This is a genomic window from Streptomyces sp. NBC_00659 (assembly GCF_036226925.1).
Lineage (GTDB): Bacteria > Actinomycetota > Actinomycetes > Streptomycetales > Streptomycetaceae > Streptomyces.
Map to the genome: position 1 here is coordinate 9,353,858 of NZ_CP109031.1, position 19,383 is coordinate 9,373,240.

Annotated in this window: 5 protein-coding genes; 4 read left to right on the top strand and 1 reads right to left on the bottom strand. The window is 71.9% G+C overall.

Translation table 11 applies throughout. The annotated features are described in order from the left end of the window. The first annotated feature begins 24 nt into the window (after window positions 1-24). The 4 genes from OG410_RS41160 (at window position 25) to OG410_RS41175 (ending at window position 15,515) form a co-directional block, all read left to right on the top strand. Window positions 25-468, top strand: a complete 444-nt coding sequence (locus OG410_RS41160; RefSeq protein ID WP_329303847.1) for a YbaB/EbfC family nucleoid-associated protein — start codon at window positions 25-27, stop codon at window positions 466-468. 57 nt (window positions 469-525) lie between these two features. Further along, window positions 526-861 (top strand): hypothetical protein, encoded by a 336-nt coding sequence (locus OG410_RS41165; protein WP_329303848.1) that lies wholly within the window; start codon window positions 526-528, stop codon window positions 859-861. Between the two features lie 16 nt (window positions 862-877). Then, window positions 878-14,200: a hypothetical protein gene (locus OG410_RS41170; protein WP_329303849.1), complete on the top strand. Its 13,323-nt coding sequence runs from the start codon at window positions 878-880 to the stop codon at window positions 14,198-14,200. Window positions 14,201-14,327: 127 nt separating this feature from the next. Continuing rightward, a complete protein-coding gene (locus tag OG410_RS41175) occupies window positions 14,328-15,515 on the top strand; it encodes a type VII secretion system-associated protein (RefSeq protein ID WP_329303850.1) in 1,188 nt (395 codons plus the stop codon). 83 nt (window positions 15,516-15,598) lie between these two features. Here the strand turns inward: OG410_RS41175 and OG410_RS41180 are convergent, their stop codons facing one another. Continuing rightward, window positions 15,599-19,003: a right-handed parallel beta-helix repeat-containing protein gene (locus OG410_RS41180; RefSeq protein ID WP_329303851.1), complete on the bottom strand. Its 3,405-nt coding sequence runs from the start codon at window positions 19,001-19,003 to the stop codon at window positions 15,599-15,601. Between the last annotated feature and the right edge of the window lie 380 nt (window positions 19,004-19,383).

Below are 19,383 nucleotides of genomic sequence, written 5' to 3' on the forward strand. Positions count from 1 at the left end.
GCGCGGAACGCAAGGAGACAGACCATGGAATCCGTCGAGGAACGCCTCGCCGAGGCCATACAGGCCCTGGAGTCCACCAGGGCGGCGGTCGCCGACGCCGAGCGGAGACTGCGCGAGGCGTCCGTCACCGTGATGTCCAAGGACCGCTCGGTGGAGGTCACCGTGGGCGCCCAGGGAGACCTGCGGGCCCTGCGGTTCCACGACGGCAAGTACCGGTCGATGGCCCCGGCCCAGCTCTCCGCCGTACTGCTGGAGACGATCGGCCAGGCCCGCGCCCGGATGTCCCGCCAGGTGGTCGACACCTACCGGCCGATCTCCGAGAGCGTCCCCCGGATCCCGGGGATGCCGGGCGCGGAGATCGACTGGGAGCGGCTGTCCGGTTCCGCCGACGAGGACGGCGCGGCTGCCAGACGCAAGCAGGCAGGCAGGTTGCGCGACGAGATCGTGGAGGACCCGGCCCAGCCGTGAGTCGGACCGGGAAGCCCCGGCAGACCGTGAAGCCCCGAGGAACGAAGGAGAACCACCGTGGCGAGTTCGTTCGAAGCCAACCCCTATCTGACCCGCAGGGGCGCCCAGGTACTGGCGGACATCGCCGACCACGCCCATGCCCTGGTCAACGACCTTGAGCACTACCGGAACACGCTCACCGGCTGGGCGGGCGTCGACGACGACTACGCCGGGCAGGTCGGCCCGCAGATCAAGCGCAACTACCGGCAGACCCTCGGCTCAGGTCAGCAGGTCACCGAGGCCATCGTCTCCGTCGTCGGCAACACCGCAGGCACCGCGAAGCACGTCGAGCGCGCACAGAACGAGGCGTACGACGGCATCGCGGCCGAAGAGGCCCAGTACGGCAGGCACTGAGAGCGGGAAGTGAACCATGGGTGATCTGAGGGTTTCGGAGGCGGTGAACGGTGTTCTGATCGCGTTGATCGGTACGGGACTGCCGCAGGCGAGTGAGACGGGGGCGCGGGTCTCCAGCCAGAAGCTGGCCGAGTTCGGGCGTCGGATGCGGGAGCTGGAGCAGGACATCGACTACTCGGTGGCGCACATCGGCGACTCGTTGCCGGGCGACGCGGGCCGTGAGTACGTGCGGGCGATGTCGGTGCTGACGGGCGCGGACGGCGGGACGAACTATCTGCGGGAGTACGAGCGGAGCCTGCGCAGTGTGGCGGCGGGTCATCGTGACCAGTCGATGAACATCCAGGAGAGCAAGTGGCAGATCATCGCGGAGCTGATCCGTCTGGTGATCGAGCTGACGATCCTGGCGGCGACGGCGTGGATCAACCCGGCGGCGGCGGGTCAGGCCGCGGTGGCGAAGGCGCGGAGTACGACGGTTTTCCTGACGGTGCTGGATCTGTTCCTGCGGCGTACGCATCTGATGCCGAGCCTGAGCGAGGCGTTGGAGGAGGCCTTCCAGACGCTGGTGGTGCGGCTGGGGCTGATGGCGTTCAACGATCCGGACATGCGGCCGTCGGGGGTGGACTGGCGGGCGGTGTGGCAGAGCGCCGCCTTCGGCGGTGCGGCGGGCTGGCTGTCGGGCCCCCTGCGCAACTTCGCGGACCGTTTCAACGGGCTGTTCGCGAAGAGCGGGAGCCGGGGGCTGTTCAAGGACCTGTCGGGGGACGTGACGTCGAAGTCGGGGCGGGATCTTCCCGGTGGCGGGGGTACTTCGGGCAATTCGCCGCAGTCGTTCGGAGCACGGCTGGCGTCGTCACCGCGGCGGGTGTCGGAGTTCGTGGCGGACGGTCTGACGGAGGCGTTGCCTGAGACGCTGCTGGCGATGGCGTTCTTCGGGACGCCGTTCTCGTGGAGCGCGTTCGCGACGACGTTCTGGACATCGGCCGTCAGTGAGCAGACGTCGGATCTGCTCGGCGAGGGCGTGACGCATGGGGTGGGGAACGTCCGCGAGGCCTACGACGACTCGGCACTCCAGGCGAAGAACACGGCAGGCGTGACCGGCGCGGCGGTCCCCACCAGCTCACGTGGCACCTCCTCCACGACGGGCGGCACCACCGCCCCTACCGGGAGCGGCAGGACCCGCCCGGCCCTGGGCACCGACGTCAACGCCCTGGACGTGCTCGACCGGATCGGCGCACCCGGCGTGACCGCCCCCACCACCGAGACCGGCACCGGCCGCACCGGTGCGACGGACACCGAGTCGGTGCAGGCCCCCCGTACGACAGGAGGTTCGGGCACCCGGCCCGTCACGGAGCGCGCCGTGCCCGACGAGGTCCTGGGCACCGACCGCCCCGGCCTCGCTGCGGAGCCGCAGACCGAGGACGTCACGGCGCCCGGCACGACGGCGTCGCCCACGACCACGGCCTCTGCGGGCGTCTCGACCGGGTCCAACACCCCCTCCACGAAAGGCACTTCCGCCACGGCCGACACCAACCGGGCCATCAACACGCCGGCGTCCGAGGCGAACCGCGCCAACGCGGCCTCACTCGACGGCCGTACCGCGGCGGCCCCGGAAGCGGCCCGCACCACCGGCGCCCCGCCCGCCGAGGCGAACCGCCCGTCGACGACGTCCTCCCCGGGCGCCGACCCCCGTACCCCCGCCGCCGGGTCCGCGCGGACCGCGGAGACCTCCGCTCCCTCCGTTCCCTCCGCGATCTCGGAGAAGAGCCGCGCGGAGGACCGTTCCGTGCCGCCCGTGGCCGAGAAGGCACGGCCCACCACGACCACCGGATCATCCCCGTCGAGCCGGTCCACGACCACCGGGTCGCCCGCCGCCGACACCTTCGCGCAGCCGGAGCGGGACACCCTGCGTGAAGAACTTCCCGCAGCCTGGGCGGCGAGCGCGCCGACTCCGGACGACATCACCACGGCCCACAACATCGTCCGCACACACCAGAGGCTGACGGAGTTCGAACCCGCCGAGCGGCCCTCCTTCGCGGACCTGGACCCGGGCCATCTGGCCGTCTACGCGGTCGCTCTCGACCTGAGCGCGCACGACGACATCGATCGGTCCGAGGCGCTCTCCCGACGGCTCGCCCAGGGGCGGCCGAGGGCGGAGCGCGGCTATCTGCCCGGCGGCTCCGGACGGGGAGGGTCCGGACGGCCGGGCGAAGGCACGTCCGGCGGATCGAACCGCTCCGAGCGCGTGTTCGGGCCCCGGAGCCCCCGCTCGGCGTCGGGATCCAGCGGCACCGGGTCCGTCGAGCCCGCCCGGCGGACCGCGACGAGCACGACGACCGCGACGAACACAGCACCGGCGGCCGTCCCCACGGTCCCCACCGCGACCTCGTCGACCTCGTCGACCGTCACGACACCGGCCTCGACGGATGCGGCACAGCAGCGCTTCCGTCGTCTCCCCGTCCCACCCGGATCCACCGCGAACCAGCCGGGCGCCCGGGCGACCGATTCCGCGCAGCCGGACCGGTCCGCGGAGTCCTCGCGGACCAGTGCAGGACGGCGCCCTGCCGTCTCGACCGCCTCCTCCACGCCTGCCGACGGCACCGGCACATCGACCGACGCGGCGTCCGGCGGACGGACCCGGCCGAGGCGTCAGCCCATGGGGTCCCGCGGCCCCGACGTGGCGCGTCGTGACCTGAGTGCGCCGACGAGGGCCACCGGGCGCGGGCCGGACACCTCGACTCCGGGCCACGCTCCCCGCGAGGTGTTCCGCACGGTCGACGTCGACGACCGCCCGTTCGAGGTGCTGCGGGTGGAACCGGACGGCGAGTGCTTCATGACCTCGACGCTCGCGGGCCTCTCCCGCCAGCTGCCCGGTTCGCCGACGGCCGGCCTGACGGTACGGCAGCTGCGCGACCACGTGGGCGACTGGCTCGCCGGGAACAGCGCGGTGGCGGTGGCGCGGCGCGCGGAACTCGACTCCGGCCCGTCTCCCGTCCGGGTGGTCGTCAACGACCTCGGGCTCCCGCAGTTGGAAGATCTCCTCGAGCGCAAGGCTCCCCGGCCCACCCCCGGACAACTGGCCGCGATCGACCGCGACCTGAGCCGACCGCAGTACGTGAGGGAGCTGCTGCGCAGGTTCCCCGACCCCGCCGACCGGTCGGTCATCGGTGACTTCACGGCGGGCATGGCCGCCGCCCTGCTGCCCGACTTCACGCCGGATCCCACGCAGATCCGTCCGGCGGACCGCCACAGGCTCGTCGCGGACCTGCGGCTGACGGCCCTGCGTGAGCAGGCGGCCCGCGAACTCGCCACGGTCACTCCGCGCAGCCAGGCCCTCTACACGTCCCTGATCAGCTCGTACCCGGGCCTCCAGCGCATGTTCCCCCGGCTCCGGGACCTGCAGGCGCTCACCCCGAGCGCCGTCGCCGAGAGCGCGGTGCGCAACGTCGACATGTGGACGACCCCGTTCTACGACCAGGTGCCGCAGCTCACCGCCCTGGCGCTGGATCTGAACATCACGCCGGTACAGCCGGTCGAGGGCATGGGCGACCTCGCCTTCGCCAACCCGCTGAACCCTTCCGCCGCACGCTCCCTGCACGTCTTCTACGAGGGAGGCGATCACTACTCGGCGATGAACCCGGTCGGCGGGGCGGTCCCGGTCCCGTCGCCCGTGATGATCACCGACAGCCTCCTGACCGGTGACAGCCCGGTGAACGGCCTGCCCCCCGCGGCGCCCTGGGCCCCGCCCGCGCGCCCCGAACCGGCCGCGCTCGTCGCCATGCTGCGCGACAAGGGTGCCAGCGACAACCTGCTCGCCCGTCTGAACGACCTCTCACCGCAGGCCGTCGACCGGCTCGGCGGGATGGTCACCCGGACACGTGCCACAGCCGATCCCGCCGCCGCTGCCGACCAGGGGACGCCCCCCACGCCCGGTTCGGTGCTGGCCGCCGGCGCCACCGCCCGCAGACGCCGCGACGCCGCCAGGACGCGCGAGACCTCCTCGCGGCCCGAACCCGTCGTGCTCACCTTCCCCGAACGGGTGACCGACATCGGGGCGGTCCAGGCACGGGAGCTGGACACCGTGGTCGAACTGGTCGCGGAACAGGCGCTGATCAACGTGATGAGGGGAAAGCCGCTGCCCGTGCTCGGCATCGAGACGGAGCCCGCCCGACGAGCCCGGTTCGTGCTGCCCGGCACCGGCACGAGAGACGCGGGCGCGGTACGCGAGGAGTCCGCCGAGCGCTATGTCCGCGACCGGCTCGCCGAGGTCCTGCGCGACAAGCAGCCCGCGTACCGCAGACACCCGGTCACCGCCGACGACTTCCGCATCGAGACGGGCGCACGGGCCCGGAGCAGGTCGCAGGAGACGGCACCCTCCAGGACCGCACAGCCCGCGAACACCGTACGGATCACGGTCGACCACAGCCCGCCGCTCAACCCGGCGCAGGAGGAACTCGCTCCAGAGGTCCTGCACGACGAGTGGGCCTATCTGGCGCGATCGGTCAACCCCCGGCGCGAGGCGGCCCTGCAGATCGCCCTCATCATCGTCCGTACCCATCAACGGGTCGCGGGGTTCCAGGTGGAGGCGGATCCCGAGTTCGGGGACCTGCCGCTCTCCCACCGCGCGGTGTACGCCGTCGCGGCCGCCCTGGTCCGCGACCCGCACGACGTCCCGGCCTTGGAGGAACTGTCCCGGACGCTCGCGGCCGACCAGCCCCCGCCGGAGAACACGCCCCGGCCGGGCCCGCCCGCGCAGGGCCGTTCGCGGTTCGGACGGACGTCCGGAGACCGGGCGCTGCCCGCCCCGCCGCCCGTGTCCGGCGGCACCGCGTTCGCCACCACCGGCCGGCAGCACGCGGAGTCACCCGTCGGCGTGCCCACCCCGGTCCGGCCGCTCGGGCGCCCCCGTGTCCTGGCCCTGCCCCTGGCGGTGATGTTGCCCGCCGAGCGACGGGCGGCGCTGCTCGGCATGACCGACGACGAGCGGTCCTGGATCGCGACGGACCACGGACTGGTCCACGATCTGCGGAACTCGCTGAGCCGAAAGGAGTTCGCGCGGACCGCCGCGGTCCTCATGGTCGACGTGGCGCCCGGCGTGGACCAGCCGGTCTCCGCACGCCGGGAGGCGCACCGCCTGTTCGCCGCCCTGCTGCGGGACCCGGAGACCACCGAGCGGATCCTGACCAGCGGCGCGCGCGTCACCGTGATCCCGAAGGACGTCCCCCTGACCGACGTTGCGCCGTTCACGGCCCTGTCCGGGCGGGCGCTCTCCGGCGGCCGGGTCTGGGACGACGTACGCGGCACATCGGGGAGGATCACCGCGATCAGTGAGGAGAACCTCCTCGGCGAGAACTCCGCGCTGCCGGACAGCGAGTACGCCGACGGATATTCGACGGCCGCGCACGAGCTGGCCCATGTCGTCCACAGGTACGGGCTCTCCGACGCGGACCGTGAGGCCATCGACCGGTCCTTCCGGGACAGGACCGCACAGGGTCCCGACGCCCAGTGGCCGGACGGCATACGCCGCGACCTGCACGGCCGGGTCACCGACAACTACTCCGCCACCGACCCCTACGAGTACTTCGCCCAGCTCAGCAACGCCTACCTCGGCGTCAACACGGGAACCGACGCGGCCACCGGACGCGCCCGCAACAACGGCGTCGGCTACGTGCGCGCCCACGAGGGACCCCTGCGGGACCTCCTGGAACGCCTCTACGGCACCGATCCCACGCTTGTGCGGACGGGCCCCGCCAACCCGGTCGACGCGACCCGCGAGGAGAACGAGACCTACGCGGCCGTCCGCCACCTCTACCCCGACCTGCCCCCGCTGCGCGACGAGCCCCCGTCGGCCGACACCCCCGTCGGCGACCTGGTGCGCTGGAACGGCCCGCTGACCGAGGCGCAGACCGAGAGCGTGAAGAAGCGGGTCACCGAACTGGGGAGGACCTCCCGGCTGAGCGCCGTCCGTATCGTGCGGGACCGGCTGAAGAAGCGCGCCGCCCGGCTGGAGGGCACACGGTTCCAGGACGAGGCCCGGGAACTCAAGGAATGGGTCACCCGGGAACTCGGGTACGCCTCGGACGGGGCCGGGATGAAGTCCCCGCCCAAGACCGTCAACTTCTGCTGGGTCGGCCGCCCGCTGTCTCCCGCCGCCGTCGCCAACGTGCTGGCCTGGGCCGAGACCGCCCGTACCCACGGCTGGACCGTACAGATGTGGACGGACACCACCCCGGTCACCATGGAAGGCGACAGGGAGCAGAAGCCGTCGCTGAGCACCTGGAGTACCGGGACCGGCCAGGCCTTCGCAGAGGCCGGCATCAGGTTCCGCTCGGTCCGAGACCTGTTCCCGCCCGACCGGCCGCCCACCGAAGGCGACGACGGCTTCACCCTCGTCAACAAGCGACTGAAGAAGCTCCGCACCATCTACGACCGGGCGCGCACGACCCCCACGGCGTTCCCGGTCGCCTCGGACGCGACGCGGCTCGGCATCATGCTGTACGAAGGCGGCACCTACGCGGACGTCGACCTCGAACCCGGCACGGTGGACCTCTTCTCACAGCCGCGCAAGATGGGCCGCTCCGACATCCCGCTCATCGGCCCCATGTTCCGGGACCAGCGGAACTTCCAGGAGCAGCGAGCCGAGTTCGCCGAGCAACTGCGCCTGCGTCCCGACGAGATGGGCATGGTGGACGTCGCGTCGTACGCCATGACCCATGGGCGGTTCGGCAACGCCCTGATGTCGACCGTGCCCGAGTCGTCGTTCTTCCGGCGCGTCATCGACGCTGTCGATGAGGACATCGTCACCTGGAACGCGGAGGAACTGGCCGCGGGCGGGGCGTTTCTGACCGGCCCCCTGACCTTCACCAGGGCCGCCTTCGCACAGAGCGCCACATACGGGCTCGGCGAGGTCGACGGGTCCGAGCACGGTGTGGCCATGGACCCCTTCGAGGTGGGGCGCTGGGCGCACATCGGCTGGCTCACGGACGAGAGCGAGAACCAGGTCGACCGCGCCCCGACCGGCGCCCCGGTACCGGGCCAGCTCCCGCCCCCGCTCCCGAAGGGAACCGTCTCCACGGTCTCCGGCGGGCAGGTCCATACCGGGCTGCCCGTCCCGACCGGTCCCGGCTCCTCCGTCCCGGCCGGCACGGTCTCGGAGCAGGCGGTCTCCACGGACGGCTCCGACGACAGCTACGACAGCGACGACAGCGACGACGAAGTGACCATCACGCTCGGGGCGCGCGGCTCGTCCACGGCACCCCCCGCCGCACTCACCCCGCAGGCCGTGGCGCGGGACCACCGCCGGATGCTCGCCGACGGCACGATCGCGGCGTTGTCGGCACAGGGCCGGGCGGACCTGAAGGCCGACGCCATGGTGATGGACGTCCTCGCCGCCGAGTTGTCGCCCGCCGAGTTCGGGCGGCTGGCCGCTGAGCTGATGGTCGAGGTCCCGCAGGGCACGGACCGGCCGGTCTCGGCACGCGCGGTCGCGCACGACCTGATCTCCCGGATGCTGCCGAACCCGCGGATCGCCAGGACACTGCTGGGTCGCGGGGCGCGGGTGGTGGTGCTGCCACGGGACACACCACTGACCGATCTGCCGTTCGCCCACCACCTCCGGGGCGCGGCGACCAGGGACGGCCGTCCCTGGGACACCGTCAGAGGTGCACGGATCGGCGCGCACGCCGTGATCCCCGAGGAGAACCTGCTCGGGGAGTACCAGAGGACGGCCCCCTACCCCGACGGGTTCTCGTCCGCCGTGCACGAGATGGCCCACCTCATCCACGTCATCGCCATGGACGACGCCTCGAAGCAGCTGATCGAAGACGCCTATGTCGCACGGCGGGCCGAGGGCCCCGACGAGTCCTGGCCGGACGGCATCCGCCGGGACGTGCTCGGCAATCCGGTGGACAACTACTCCTCGACGGACGTCTACGAGTACTTCGCCCAGCTCAGCAACGTGTATTTCGGCGTGAACGCGGGGCTGGACAAAGCCACCAGACGGAAGAAGCCGAACGGGGCCGAGTGGGTGGTGGACCACGAGGACGGGCTGCGCCCGCTGCTCGAGGATCTCTACGGGCCCGTGGACCAGGCCCGGATCACCGTCCCGGTCAATCCCGTCGACCGCACCGTCCTGGAGGAACAGGGATACCAGGGCGTACGCGCCCTGTTCGGCGGGGAACCGGACCGCTTCGACGAGCGCAGCGGGCCGGCCGCCGTGAACGACGTACTGCGGCAGGACGCCGTGGCGCCCCCGGACGCCGGACGCCTCGTGCGTGAACTGCCGCGAGTCACACAGGGGGAGAGAGCGGACCTGCTCCTCGGCATGGCCCCGGAGCACCGGCGGTGGCTGTCCCTCCACCACGGACTGGTCGACGACCTCGCGCGGTCGCTGTCCGCCCGGGATTTCGCGGCCACGGCGGCGCTGCTCGCGGTCGACGTCCCGGAGAACTCGTGGAACGCGCAGGAGACAGGCGTCCGGGCGCGGGCGGTGCTCAGCCGTTTGCTGGCGGACCCGCGGGTGACCGCACGGCTCCTGAAGAGCGGCGCTCACGTCACGGTGCTCCCGGACGGGGTGTCGCTGACCGACCTGCCGCAGTTCCGGCATCTCCAGGGGCGGTCGCCCGTCGAAGGACGCTCCTACGAGAGCGTCACGACACTCCAGGGAGTGCTCGGCACGGTCGTTCCCCAGGCGCTCCTGTTCGGCTCGGGGACGCCGGGTTCACCGGCAGAACTCGCGCGGGGCCTGGGCGAGATGACGGGCTCACTGGCCCGCGCCGTCCATCTGTACGGCCTCACCCCCGAGGACCGTCTCCTGGTGGACGCCGCCTTCGACGCGAGGAGGGCCCTGGGCCAGGACGCGCCATGGCCGGACGGGATCCGCCGCGACCCGGGCGGACTGCCCAGGGAGAACACCTCCTCGCAGAACACGAACGGCTACTTCGCCCAGCTGACGAGGACCTATCTGCGGATGAACCAGGGCATCGACCCGCAGACCCTGCGACAGCGGGAGAACGGTGGTGCCTGGGTCGCAGCGAACGAACCCGGCCTCATGCCCCTGCTGGAGCGTCTGTACGGACCGCAGCCCGACTTCTCCGCCGGCGGGACCGTCCCGACGGCCCTCGCACCACAACCCCGCACGTCCGCCACCGCCGGGCAGGATCCCGAAGGGCCGAACCCGCCACCGGCCGCGGACCGCACGGGCACCGGGAACGGCCTGACGGCGCCGGGCTCCACGGCCCCCCGGACCGTCGTCGCCGTCACGAGAGCTCCGGTCTCCGGAGGCACTGAGGCCGTGGCGTTCGCGGCGTCCGCGGCTTCCACGACGGAGCAGCCGCCGGAGCAGCCGTCGCAGGGCGTCGACGGTCCGGACGACGGCGAGACCGATCCGAAACTCAAGGCCGAGCAGCTGGAGTTGGCTTCTGAACAGCGGGAACTGTCCGCGGCCGAGGAGGAATCCGTCGCCGGATCCACATCCCCGGAGGAGAAGCCCCTGACCGTCCGCTTCCCGAAGGGCTCGCGCACGATGGCTGACGGTGAGCACGAGGCGCTGCGCGTGCTGGCCCGGCGGGTGGCACGGGAGGCGCTGCGCGAGCACGCAGCCGGACGGACACCGCGGGTGATCCGGGTACGTGGCCGGGGCAACGGTTCGGACCACGCCGGACACACCGGAAATGAGCGGGCGAAGAACACCGCACGGGTTCTGGAAGCCTATCTGGCGGCCGAGTTGCGGACCCTCCAGACAGACGTCCGCTTCCCGCTGACCACCGGCGACATCACGATTCTCCACGGCTACGAGGACACCGCCGACCAGCGCCGCACGGACCCCTACGAGCGCCGCACCGCGATCGTCACCCTCGGCGACGAGGGCCCCGACGGCGTCACGTGGACGCCGTTGCGGGAGTCCGGCCACCGGGACCGTCACGAACTCGCCGAGACGCCGACGCGCATCCTGTTCGGCAGAGGCGACAAGACGGTGTCGGACCGTGGCCGTCGGGACATCGAGGATCTGGTGGACCGGATCGCTGTACGGGCACTGCGTGAGCGCAGGCCGGGGGGCAGGCCGACCGTGATCCGGGTGGCGGGCCGCGGCAACGGGCGGCACACGGCCGCGGCGACCGGAGAACTGCGAGCGGTCAACACGGGGGCCGCGGTGGAACAGGCCCTGGCCCGCAGGCTGGCGGAACTCCAGAGCGGAACGGCCGACTCGCTGACGATCGACGACTTCACGATCGAGAACGTCTACGACGACACCCCCAGGGAGCTCTACGAGGACCCGCTGACCCATCGCCAGGCGATCGTCACGGTCGACTGGCCCGCCGGGGAGGACGACGAGGTCAGGCCCGAGGAGACGGCCCTGGCCGACAAGGACGGGAGTGGTCCGACCGTCGAGGTCGTCCCCCTGGAGGGCGCCCTCCTCGCCCTGCGTTCCCCGTCCGTCCCCGGCAACGGCTTCGTCGAGGCCGTGCTGACCGCCCACCGGGACTCGATCCGGGGGACGGCCGACTGGTATCTCGACGACGGCACCCCCGACCCGGAGGCCGTCCTCTGGCTCCGCAAGGAGATGGTCGCCGACCTGATCGGATCCGATGTGCGGGACCCGCTCGCGTCGTTCCCGGCCGAAGGGCTGACCGTGTCGGCGGAGGAACTGGATCTGATCGGCGCCCTGGAGACGGCGGGCCGGGAGACGGACGACGGGACCCGCGCACTGGGTCCCGACGACCTCACGCCGTTGCAGTACACCCGGCTCCTGCTGCTCCGCTCCGACGGCTGGACCCCGCAGATCGCAGTGCTGGCACTGGAGCGCATCGGTTCCCTGCTCACGCACGACCTCACGCTCTTCGACCTGGACAACGGCACGACGCACAGGGCCGGCCCGGGCGTCGGCTCCGGCAGACTCGTCCTGTCCGGCGGACGCTTCCACTGGACGGAACCCCATGACCCGACCGGCCAGGATTCCACCGTCGGTTTCGCGGCCATGCGCAAGCACCTTGCCGCCCAGTGGTCGCAGCCGGACGCGGACGACCTCACCCTGGCCCGCAACATCGTTCTCACCCATCAGCGACTGACGTCGTTCGCACCGGAGACCGAGCCCGACTTCGCCACCCTGGACCCCGCCCATCTGGCCGTCTACGCGGTAGCCCTCGACCTCCAGGCGTACGACAAGGACCACGCCGAGGAACTCTCCAGGCAACTGGCCCAGGGCCGGAGCAGGGCCGTACGCGGCTACATGCCCGGCGGCAGCGGCAGGGGGAAGGGAGGCAGCGGCGGCCGCAAGCCGAAGGTGGTCAATATCCATGCCGGTCCGAACACGGGGGCGGGGAGCACGGCGGGTGCGTACGGCGGTGGCGCCACCGGTTCGTGGACGACGAGCGGATCCGGCGGCTACAGCACGACCTGGGGACAGACGCCGGCCTACTCGCAGTACGGAACCATGGCGGCGGGCTCCTCGGGTGCGAACCCGGCGCCGGCGGACTGGCACGGGCTGTCCGCGGATGCGGCACTCAAGGTCCTGAGGGATTCACCGAAGCGATTCCTCGACAACAATGTGCTGATCGTGCGCTTGGACGAGGGATTGCGTGCGCGGTCGTCCATTTCCCTCTCCGATGCGGCCACGTTCATCCAGTGGATGAACGAGCAGGATCAGCACTGGTTCGTGCTGACCAAGGACCCGGGACGGCTCGCGACAGGCGGCCAGCCGGTGTACCTGCTGACCCCGGCGGTGGAAAAATACTGGGAGACGTTCGGGGGGCGCAGTGCGCGCCTCCCGGAGATAGTCGCGAGGATCGGCGTTCCTCGACTCGACCATTCGAAAACCTATTTGAACGCGCACTTCATTCCCTATCTGACGGGATCCACAGTGGACCCCGACAGGAATGTCGGTCATACCGAGATCCCGGTGAACGGGAGTGGTGGTTCCTTCGGCAGTTCCGACTTCGTGTTCACTCCCGGGATGAACGGCTGCGCCCTGGCGGTGACCGCGAGTCGAGTGCCCGGCAACTTCACCGCCTGGCACTACCAGTCGCCGAGCAGTCTCAGCAATGTGGTGGCCGCCGAGCAGTTCCGCACGGGGAGAGATCCTTTCGAATGGTTCGGGCACGAGCAGTACATGACGTCGGTCCAGGGATTGATGCCGGAGGCCACGAACTTCATGTGGCACCATCCGAATGGATGGCGGATCCTCAGTCAGGACAACCAGCTGCCGTTCACCACCTCGAACTCGGTGACTTCCGTGAGGGTCCAGGAAAAGCCGCTCGCCACCGGGCGTGGGTGGATCGATATGGCCACGATCTACCAGGCCATGGCGAGTGAACGCCTGGACAAGGTCGGGCAGGGCCATGGCGAATACATCCAACATCTGAAGAACGGCAAGAGAAATCAGAATCTCATCACGGCCTACGGAGCCGTGATGGCGCAGGCGCAGTTCGATGTGCGGACCTTGCAGGACGCGAACGGTCCGCAAGGTCTGGTGACTGCCGCCCAGGCGATCCGGGACGGCCATGCGGCGACGGATTCACACGTCGCGACACTTCTCGCGCAGCAGGACTCCGCGGAGAGGCAGCCGAAGACGGGAGTGTTCGGCCGGCCGAAGGCGGACGGTGAGCAGACGAGGCGTGACCAGGCGCGGAAAATCATCGGCGAGGTGTCCGACCACGAGTGGTTCGGGAGCCTGGGCCGGGAGGCCGTCGCCCTCGCCGGCCGGTCCCTCCCCTTGCCCTCCCCGGGAACGGACCCCTATGGCTCCTACGCTCCCTCTCCCGGTATGTCCGGAAGGTTCGCCTTCTCGCCGCCCTCGGTGCCGTCCCACGGCTACGCATCGGCCGGGGCCACGAGCCAGGGCTGGCCGTCGTCCCCGGGCACCCACCACCAGGCGGGGTGGGGAACGGCAGGCGGCAGCAGCAGTGGCTTCGGGCAGGCTCCTCGGACCCCGGCGAGTTCGGGAGTTCCGGTCTCGGCGGGGACGGCATACGCGACCTATCCGACCTATCCGACCTATCCGACCTATCCGACCTACTCGGCTCCGCCGGCCACCGACTTCGTGCTCGCTCCCGTTCCGGGCGGTCCGGTCGGACGCGGTTCCGGGGCGCCGGTGTACCCGGCGTACACCACCGGGGCGCCTTCGGGGAGCGGGACCTCCTCGGCGTACGGCTACGGCGACGGCTACACCCACGGTCCGGGGCCGGTTCCGGGAGGTCCGGGCGTTCCGGGAGCGCCGGTCTCCGGGGGGACGGCGTTCACCGGGTACTACGGCGCGATGCCTCCCTCAGGGTTCCCCATGGCTCCACCGCCGGAGGAGGAGGACTACGACGAGCCCGTGATTCCCTCCCGGGGGCGCCCGTGGTGAGCGACCTGCCGGACAGCCGAGCGGCCCGCGACCCCGGCACTCCCTTCCTCCCGCTCCGGTCCTCGGCAGGCCCGGAGCGCACGACCGACCGACCCCGACCATGACGATCACCGTGAGGACCCAGCCGATGACGAACGACGCCCCACCGGCCGAGGAGGCTGCCGCGCCGCAGGACGACCTCCCGGCGCTGCTCGCCCCCCTCGGCCTCACCCCGGAGGACCTGTCTCCCGACCTGGCCGAGGAGGCGGGGCAACCCGAGGACACCCGGCCGCCGGTGCTCAGCCGTCCGGTCGCCCTCGACGACCCGGCCCCGGGCGACGCCGGGACCGGCGACGACCCCGGGCTCGCCGGGGCGATGCCCGCACCGCCGCGCCATGTGGTCGAGGCCGCCGAGGAGGCCCCCGGGCACTGGTTCGCCCTGCCCGACCCCGCCTGGACCGGGGCCTGGCCGCCACCGGCGTGGACCGTGGTGGGGGAGTGGCGCGCGGACGACCTCGGACAGCTCGTCGAGTGGCGGCACAACCCGGACTACGTGCGTTCCCCGGCGGCCCGCGGCTGGCCGCGGCCGACCGACGCGATCGACGCCGCCGTCCAGCGCGCCGCCGCGGGCTACGGCCAGGACGACGAGGTGCCCGAACTGCTCGCCGGGGCCGAGGTGGCCGTCTTCGTGGGGCCCGGCGGGGAACCGGTGGCTGCGGTCGCCCCGGACGGCACCCCGGTGATCCTCGCGTTCACCTCGGAGGCCCATCTGACGAACGCGGGACGCCTCACGTACGAGATCCACGACGTGCCCGCTCTCGCCGACCGGCTGCCCGAGGACCACCAGATCTATCTCAACGCCTCGGCGTCGGTGTCCATGTGCGTGGAACCGGCGGCCCTCGCGCGGGCGATCGAGCGCGCTCGCCAGGAGACCGACGCTCCCGAGGCCGGTGAGGAGGAACCCGCCTCCGAACCGGACAAGGGGCTCGATGCGACGCCGGAGGAGAAGCCGGAGACCAAGTCGGACGAGGGGCCGGAGGCCGAGTCGGAGGAGGGGCTGACGACCGAGCCGGACGGAGGACCACAGGTCGAGCCGGACGAGGTCATCGCCGCGGCTGTCCGCGTCGACACCAGCGGATCCACGCCCGCGCCCGCCCCGTCGTCCGCGGCCACGGCCACAGCCCTCGGCACGGGGACCCTCTCCGACGACGTCCCCGAGCCGTCCGATACTCCCGCCCTCGCCCCAGCCCCCGCCGCCGTTCCCGCCCCCGCTCCGGTCACCGCGACGCTCGCCGAGAGCGCGGCGGCGGCTCTGATGCCCACTGCGGATCGCTGACGGCTCCTGCCCGCAGGACGACGAACGCCGTGGCCCCCGAGCGAGGGAGCCACGGCGTTCGTCGTGCTGTGGTGCTGTCCGCTTCAGTGCCCCGGCAGGGCTCCGGCGGGGCACTGCGCCCCGCTCGCCGGCTCCCTCTCCGCCGTTGCCTTCGCCTGCGTCTCCGCCTCCGGCAGGTCCTGCGGCAGCAGCGCCTGAAGGTCCTCCAGCCCCGGCGTGGCCATCGCGCCGAGACGGCGGGCCTGACCGGTGGTCATCGACTGGAGCAGCTGACGTGCCGTACGGGCATTGCCGAAGGAGCGGTCACGGGGGAGTGCGGCGAGATGCCCGCGCAGGGCCTCGACGGTCTCGGGCCCGCAGGTGTAGCCCGCGTCGGACGCCTGGGTGCGGACGATGGTGAGCAGTTCCTCCGTGGTGTAGTCCTCGAACCGCACATGCCGGGAGAACCGCGAGCCGAGCCCCGGGTTGGAGGCGAGGAAGCGGCGCATCTCCTCGGTGTATCCGGCGACGATGACCACCACGTCGTCCCGGTGGTCCTCCATCAGCTTGAGCAGGGTGTCGATCGCTTCCCTGCCGAAGTCGGAGGGCGCGTTCTCGGGCGTCAGCGTGTATGCCTCGTCGATGAACAGCACACCCCCCAGGGCACGTTCGAAGGTCTCCCGGGTCAACTGGGCGGTGTGGCCGACGTACCGGCCGACCAGATCGGCGCGGGCCACCTCGACCAGCTGGCCGCGCGGCAGCACACCGAGGGAGCGCAGCAGGTCCGCGTAGAGCCGGGCCACGGTGGTCTTGCCGGTGCCGGGCGGGCCCGCGAAGACCAGATGATGGCTGAGCCCGGGGGCCGGCAGGCCGACGGCTTCCCGTTGCCGGGCCGCCGCCAGTACGCTCACCAGGTCGCCGACCTCCCGCTTGACCGCGTGCAGGCCCACCATGGCGTCCAGCCCCGAGAGCAGCGTCTGCGGATCGGGCACCGCGTCCTGTGCCGTACCGGACTCGTCCGCGCAGACGTCGGCGGGAAGCAGCAGCGCCAGATCGCTCTCCGCGGGATCCACCATCGCCGCGAGCCGTACGGCCTGCCGGTCGACCATCTCCTCGAACATCCGGCGTGCCTCACGGCCGTTGCCGAACGAGGCGTCGCGGGGCATCTGCCGGTAGAGCAGGGCGAGGGCTTCCCGGGTACTCGGGTGCAATTCGTACCGGTGGGCCGCGCACATGTTCTCCGTGATGGTGACCATGTCCGTGTCGGAGTAGTCGACGAACTCGATGCTGCGGGTGAAACGCGAGGCCAGACCCGCGTTCGCACCGAGGAACGCCTCCATCTCCGCGGTGTACCCGGCCACCACCACGACGACGTCGTCCCGGTGGTCCTCCATCAGCTTCACCAGGGTGTCGATCGCCTCACGGCCGAAGTCGGCGCCGGAACCCTTGCTGTCGGAGAGGAGCGTGTACGCCTCGTCGACGAACAGCACACCGCCGAGCGCCTCCTTGAACGCCTCCGTCGTCTTGATGGCCGTACCGCCGATGACCTGGGCCACCAGGTCGGCCCGCGAGACCTCGACCAGATGGCCGGAGCGGAGCACGCCGAGCGAGGCGAGGATGCCGCCGTAGAGCCGGGCCACGGTGGTCTTGCCGGTGCCGGGCGGGCCCGCGAAGACGAGATGGCGGCTCATCGGAGGCACCGGCATGCCCAGCTTCGCGCGCCGCTGGGCCAGCTGGTTGAGGTGGACCAGTGTGGAGACCTGCTGCTTGACGCCTTCCAGGCCGACCAGTGCCTCCAGTTCGGCCATCGGCCCCGAGACGGGGGCGCCCTTGGCGGCCCCGCCCGGCACGCTTGCGGCACCGGGGCCCGCCGGTGTCTCCCGGCCGCTCCCGTCGAAGACCTGCGGGCCCCAGGCGTCCGGGGCGGCGTTGTCGAGGCTGGACAGGTCCTCGACGCTGAGCCGTTCGCCGGTGCGGGTCCGGCGCAGTCCGGAGCCCCGGTTGTCGCGCACGGTACAGCCGGTCACGGAGACCGCCTCCGCGGTGTCCACCCTGATGCCGTCGCCGAGGCCGCCGGACGCCTCGCACTGCCCGATGACGGCCCTGGCGCCCGGGGACAGCAGGATCCCGTGGGCTCCGGAGCCGGTGATCCGGCAGCGGGTCGCGGCCAGTTCCGCCCCTTCGGACACGACGATCCCGGAGCCCGAACTTCCCTCGACGGCGGTGTCCCGCACGGTCACGCGGCCGCCGGACGCGACGGTCACGCCCGCCTCGCCCGGCGTGTGCAGCCGGCCGTCGCCGAGGTACAGGCTGCTGCCCTCGGCGACCAGCACCGCGGAACCCTTCGCGCCCTCGATCCGGCAGCCCTCCAGCCTGCCGCGTCCCCCGTCGCCCACCTCCACGCCGTGCCCGCCGGGGGAGGAGACCAGGGCCCGGTGCAACAGGGGGTTGGCGCCCGAGCGCACGGCCACGGCGATCCCCGCCGCGTCCGCCACCTCCAGCCGGTCGAACTCGGGGGCGGAGTCCTCCGTGATCAGTACGGCGGCCCGCGGGTCGGCGCAGTCGCGCACCACGGCCCGGTCGAACACCGGCGTCGCACCACCGCTCACCCGGATCGCGGGCCCGGCCGCGGACAGGAACTCGCACTCCTCGAAGGTCCCCCGCGACCGCTCGTCGACCACGAGCCCGGCCGCGGCGGTCCGGACCGTACGGCAGCGGCGCAGCGTGGGATCGCCGCCCGAGGACACCACGATGCCGACCTGCGAGGTCTCGGTGACGACGACGTCCTCCAGGACGTTGCGCGCGGCCGAGGTGACATAGACGCCGGTGGTGACGTCGCGCACGGTGGTGCGGAGCACCGTGGTGCAACTGAGCGCCTCCAGGGCGATGCCGGGCTTGTCGGTGGTGGAGATCTCACAGTTCTCGACAGAGCCCCGCGCCTCGCCGTTGGCCAGTACGCCGTTGCCCCGCGCGTCCCGCATCCGGCAGCCCCGGACGGTGGTGCGCGAGCGCTCGCCGAGAACGATCGCCGAAGACCCCAGATGCTCGATCTGGCAGTCCTCGACGACACTCCCGCCTGGCGAGATGTCCACCACTCCGGCGCCCGCCGGATTGGTGACACGGCAGCCCCGCATGGCCAGCGAACCCGACATCCGGGCCAGTACGGCGGCCCAGCCGGAGCCGACCACCGTGCAGCGCTCCATGACGACCTGGCCGCGCGGCGCGTCGACCACCGGTACGTCCTCGTCGCCGCCGCGCAGCAGGAGACCGGTGAGCATGACCTCCTCGGCCATGAGGGTCACCGCGCTTCCCCGGCGCGGGCAGATCTCGACGCTGTCCCGCTCGCCCTCGGCGACGATCGTCACCCTGGTCCGGATGTTGAGGTTCTCGGCATAGCGCCCGGGGGCCACACTGATCACGGCGCCCGTGCGTGCCTGCGCCAAGGCCTCGCCGATCGTACGGTAGCCGTCCGGGCGTTCCGGGCAGACCATGAGCACCTGCCGTGACACTGTCCAACCTCTCTGAGCCACGTACGCACGTGCGCGGACGACGCAGCACCGACGACTGTGGTTCACATCCCCGGGCCGGTAGCGGCGCCGGGTTGTTGGATCGTAGACAGAGAAGTGTGCGTAAGAACTGACCTCGAGGAGAGGGACCGGAGCCGATCAGGCACGGGGACGACATCAGACACGGCCGTGTCGGCCGGCATTGCGGAAGGTGCTCGTCCGCGGTACGCCCGATGTCCGAGCGGAGCATTCGAGGTTCGTGAATGCGGTGCGCGTGGCATCAAGGGTCTCAGGCTGACGGCCGGCAACGGGAGGCTCCCGCCTGCTCCGTCGCTCGCTCCGCCCGTGCGGCCGGCGTGACGGTCGCACAGGGCGCGGGTCCG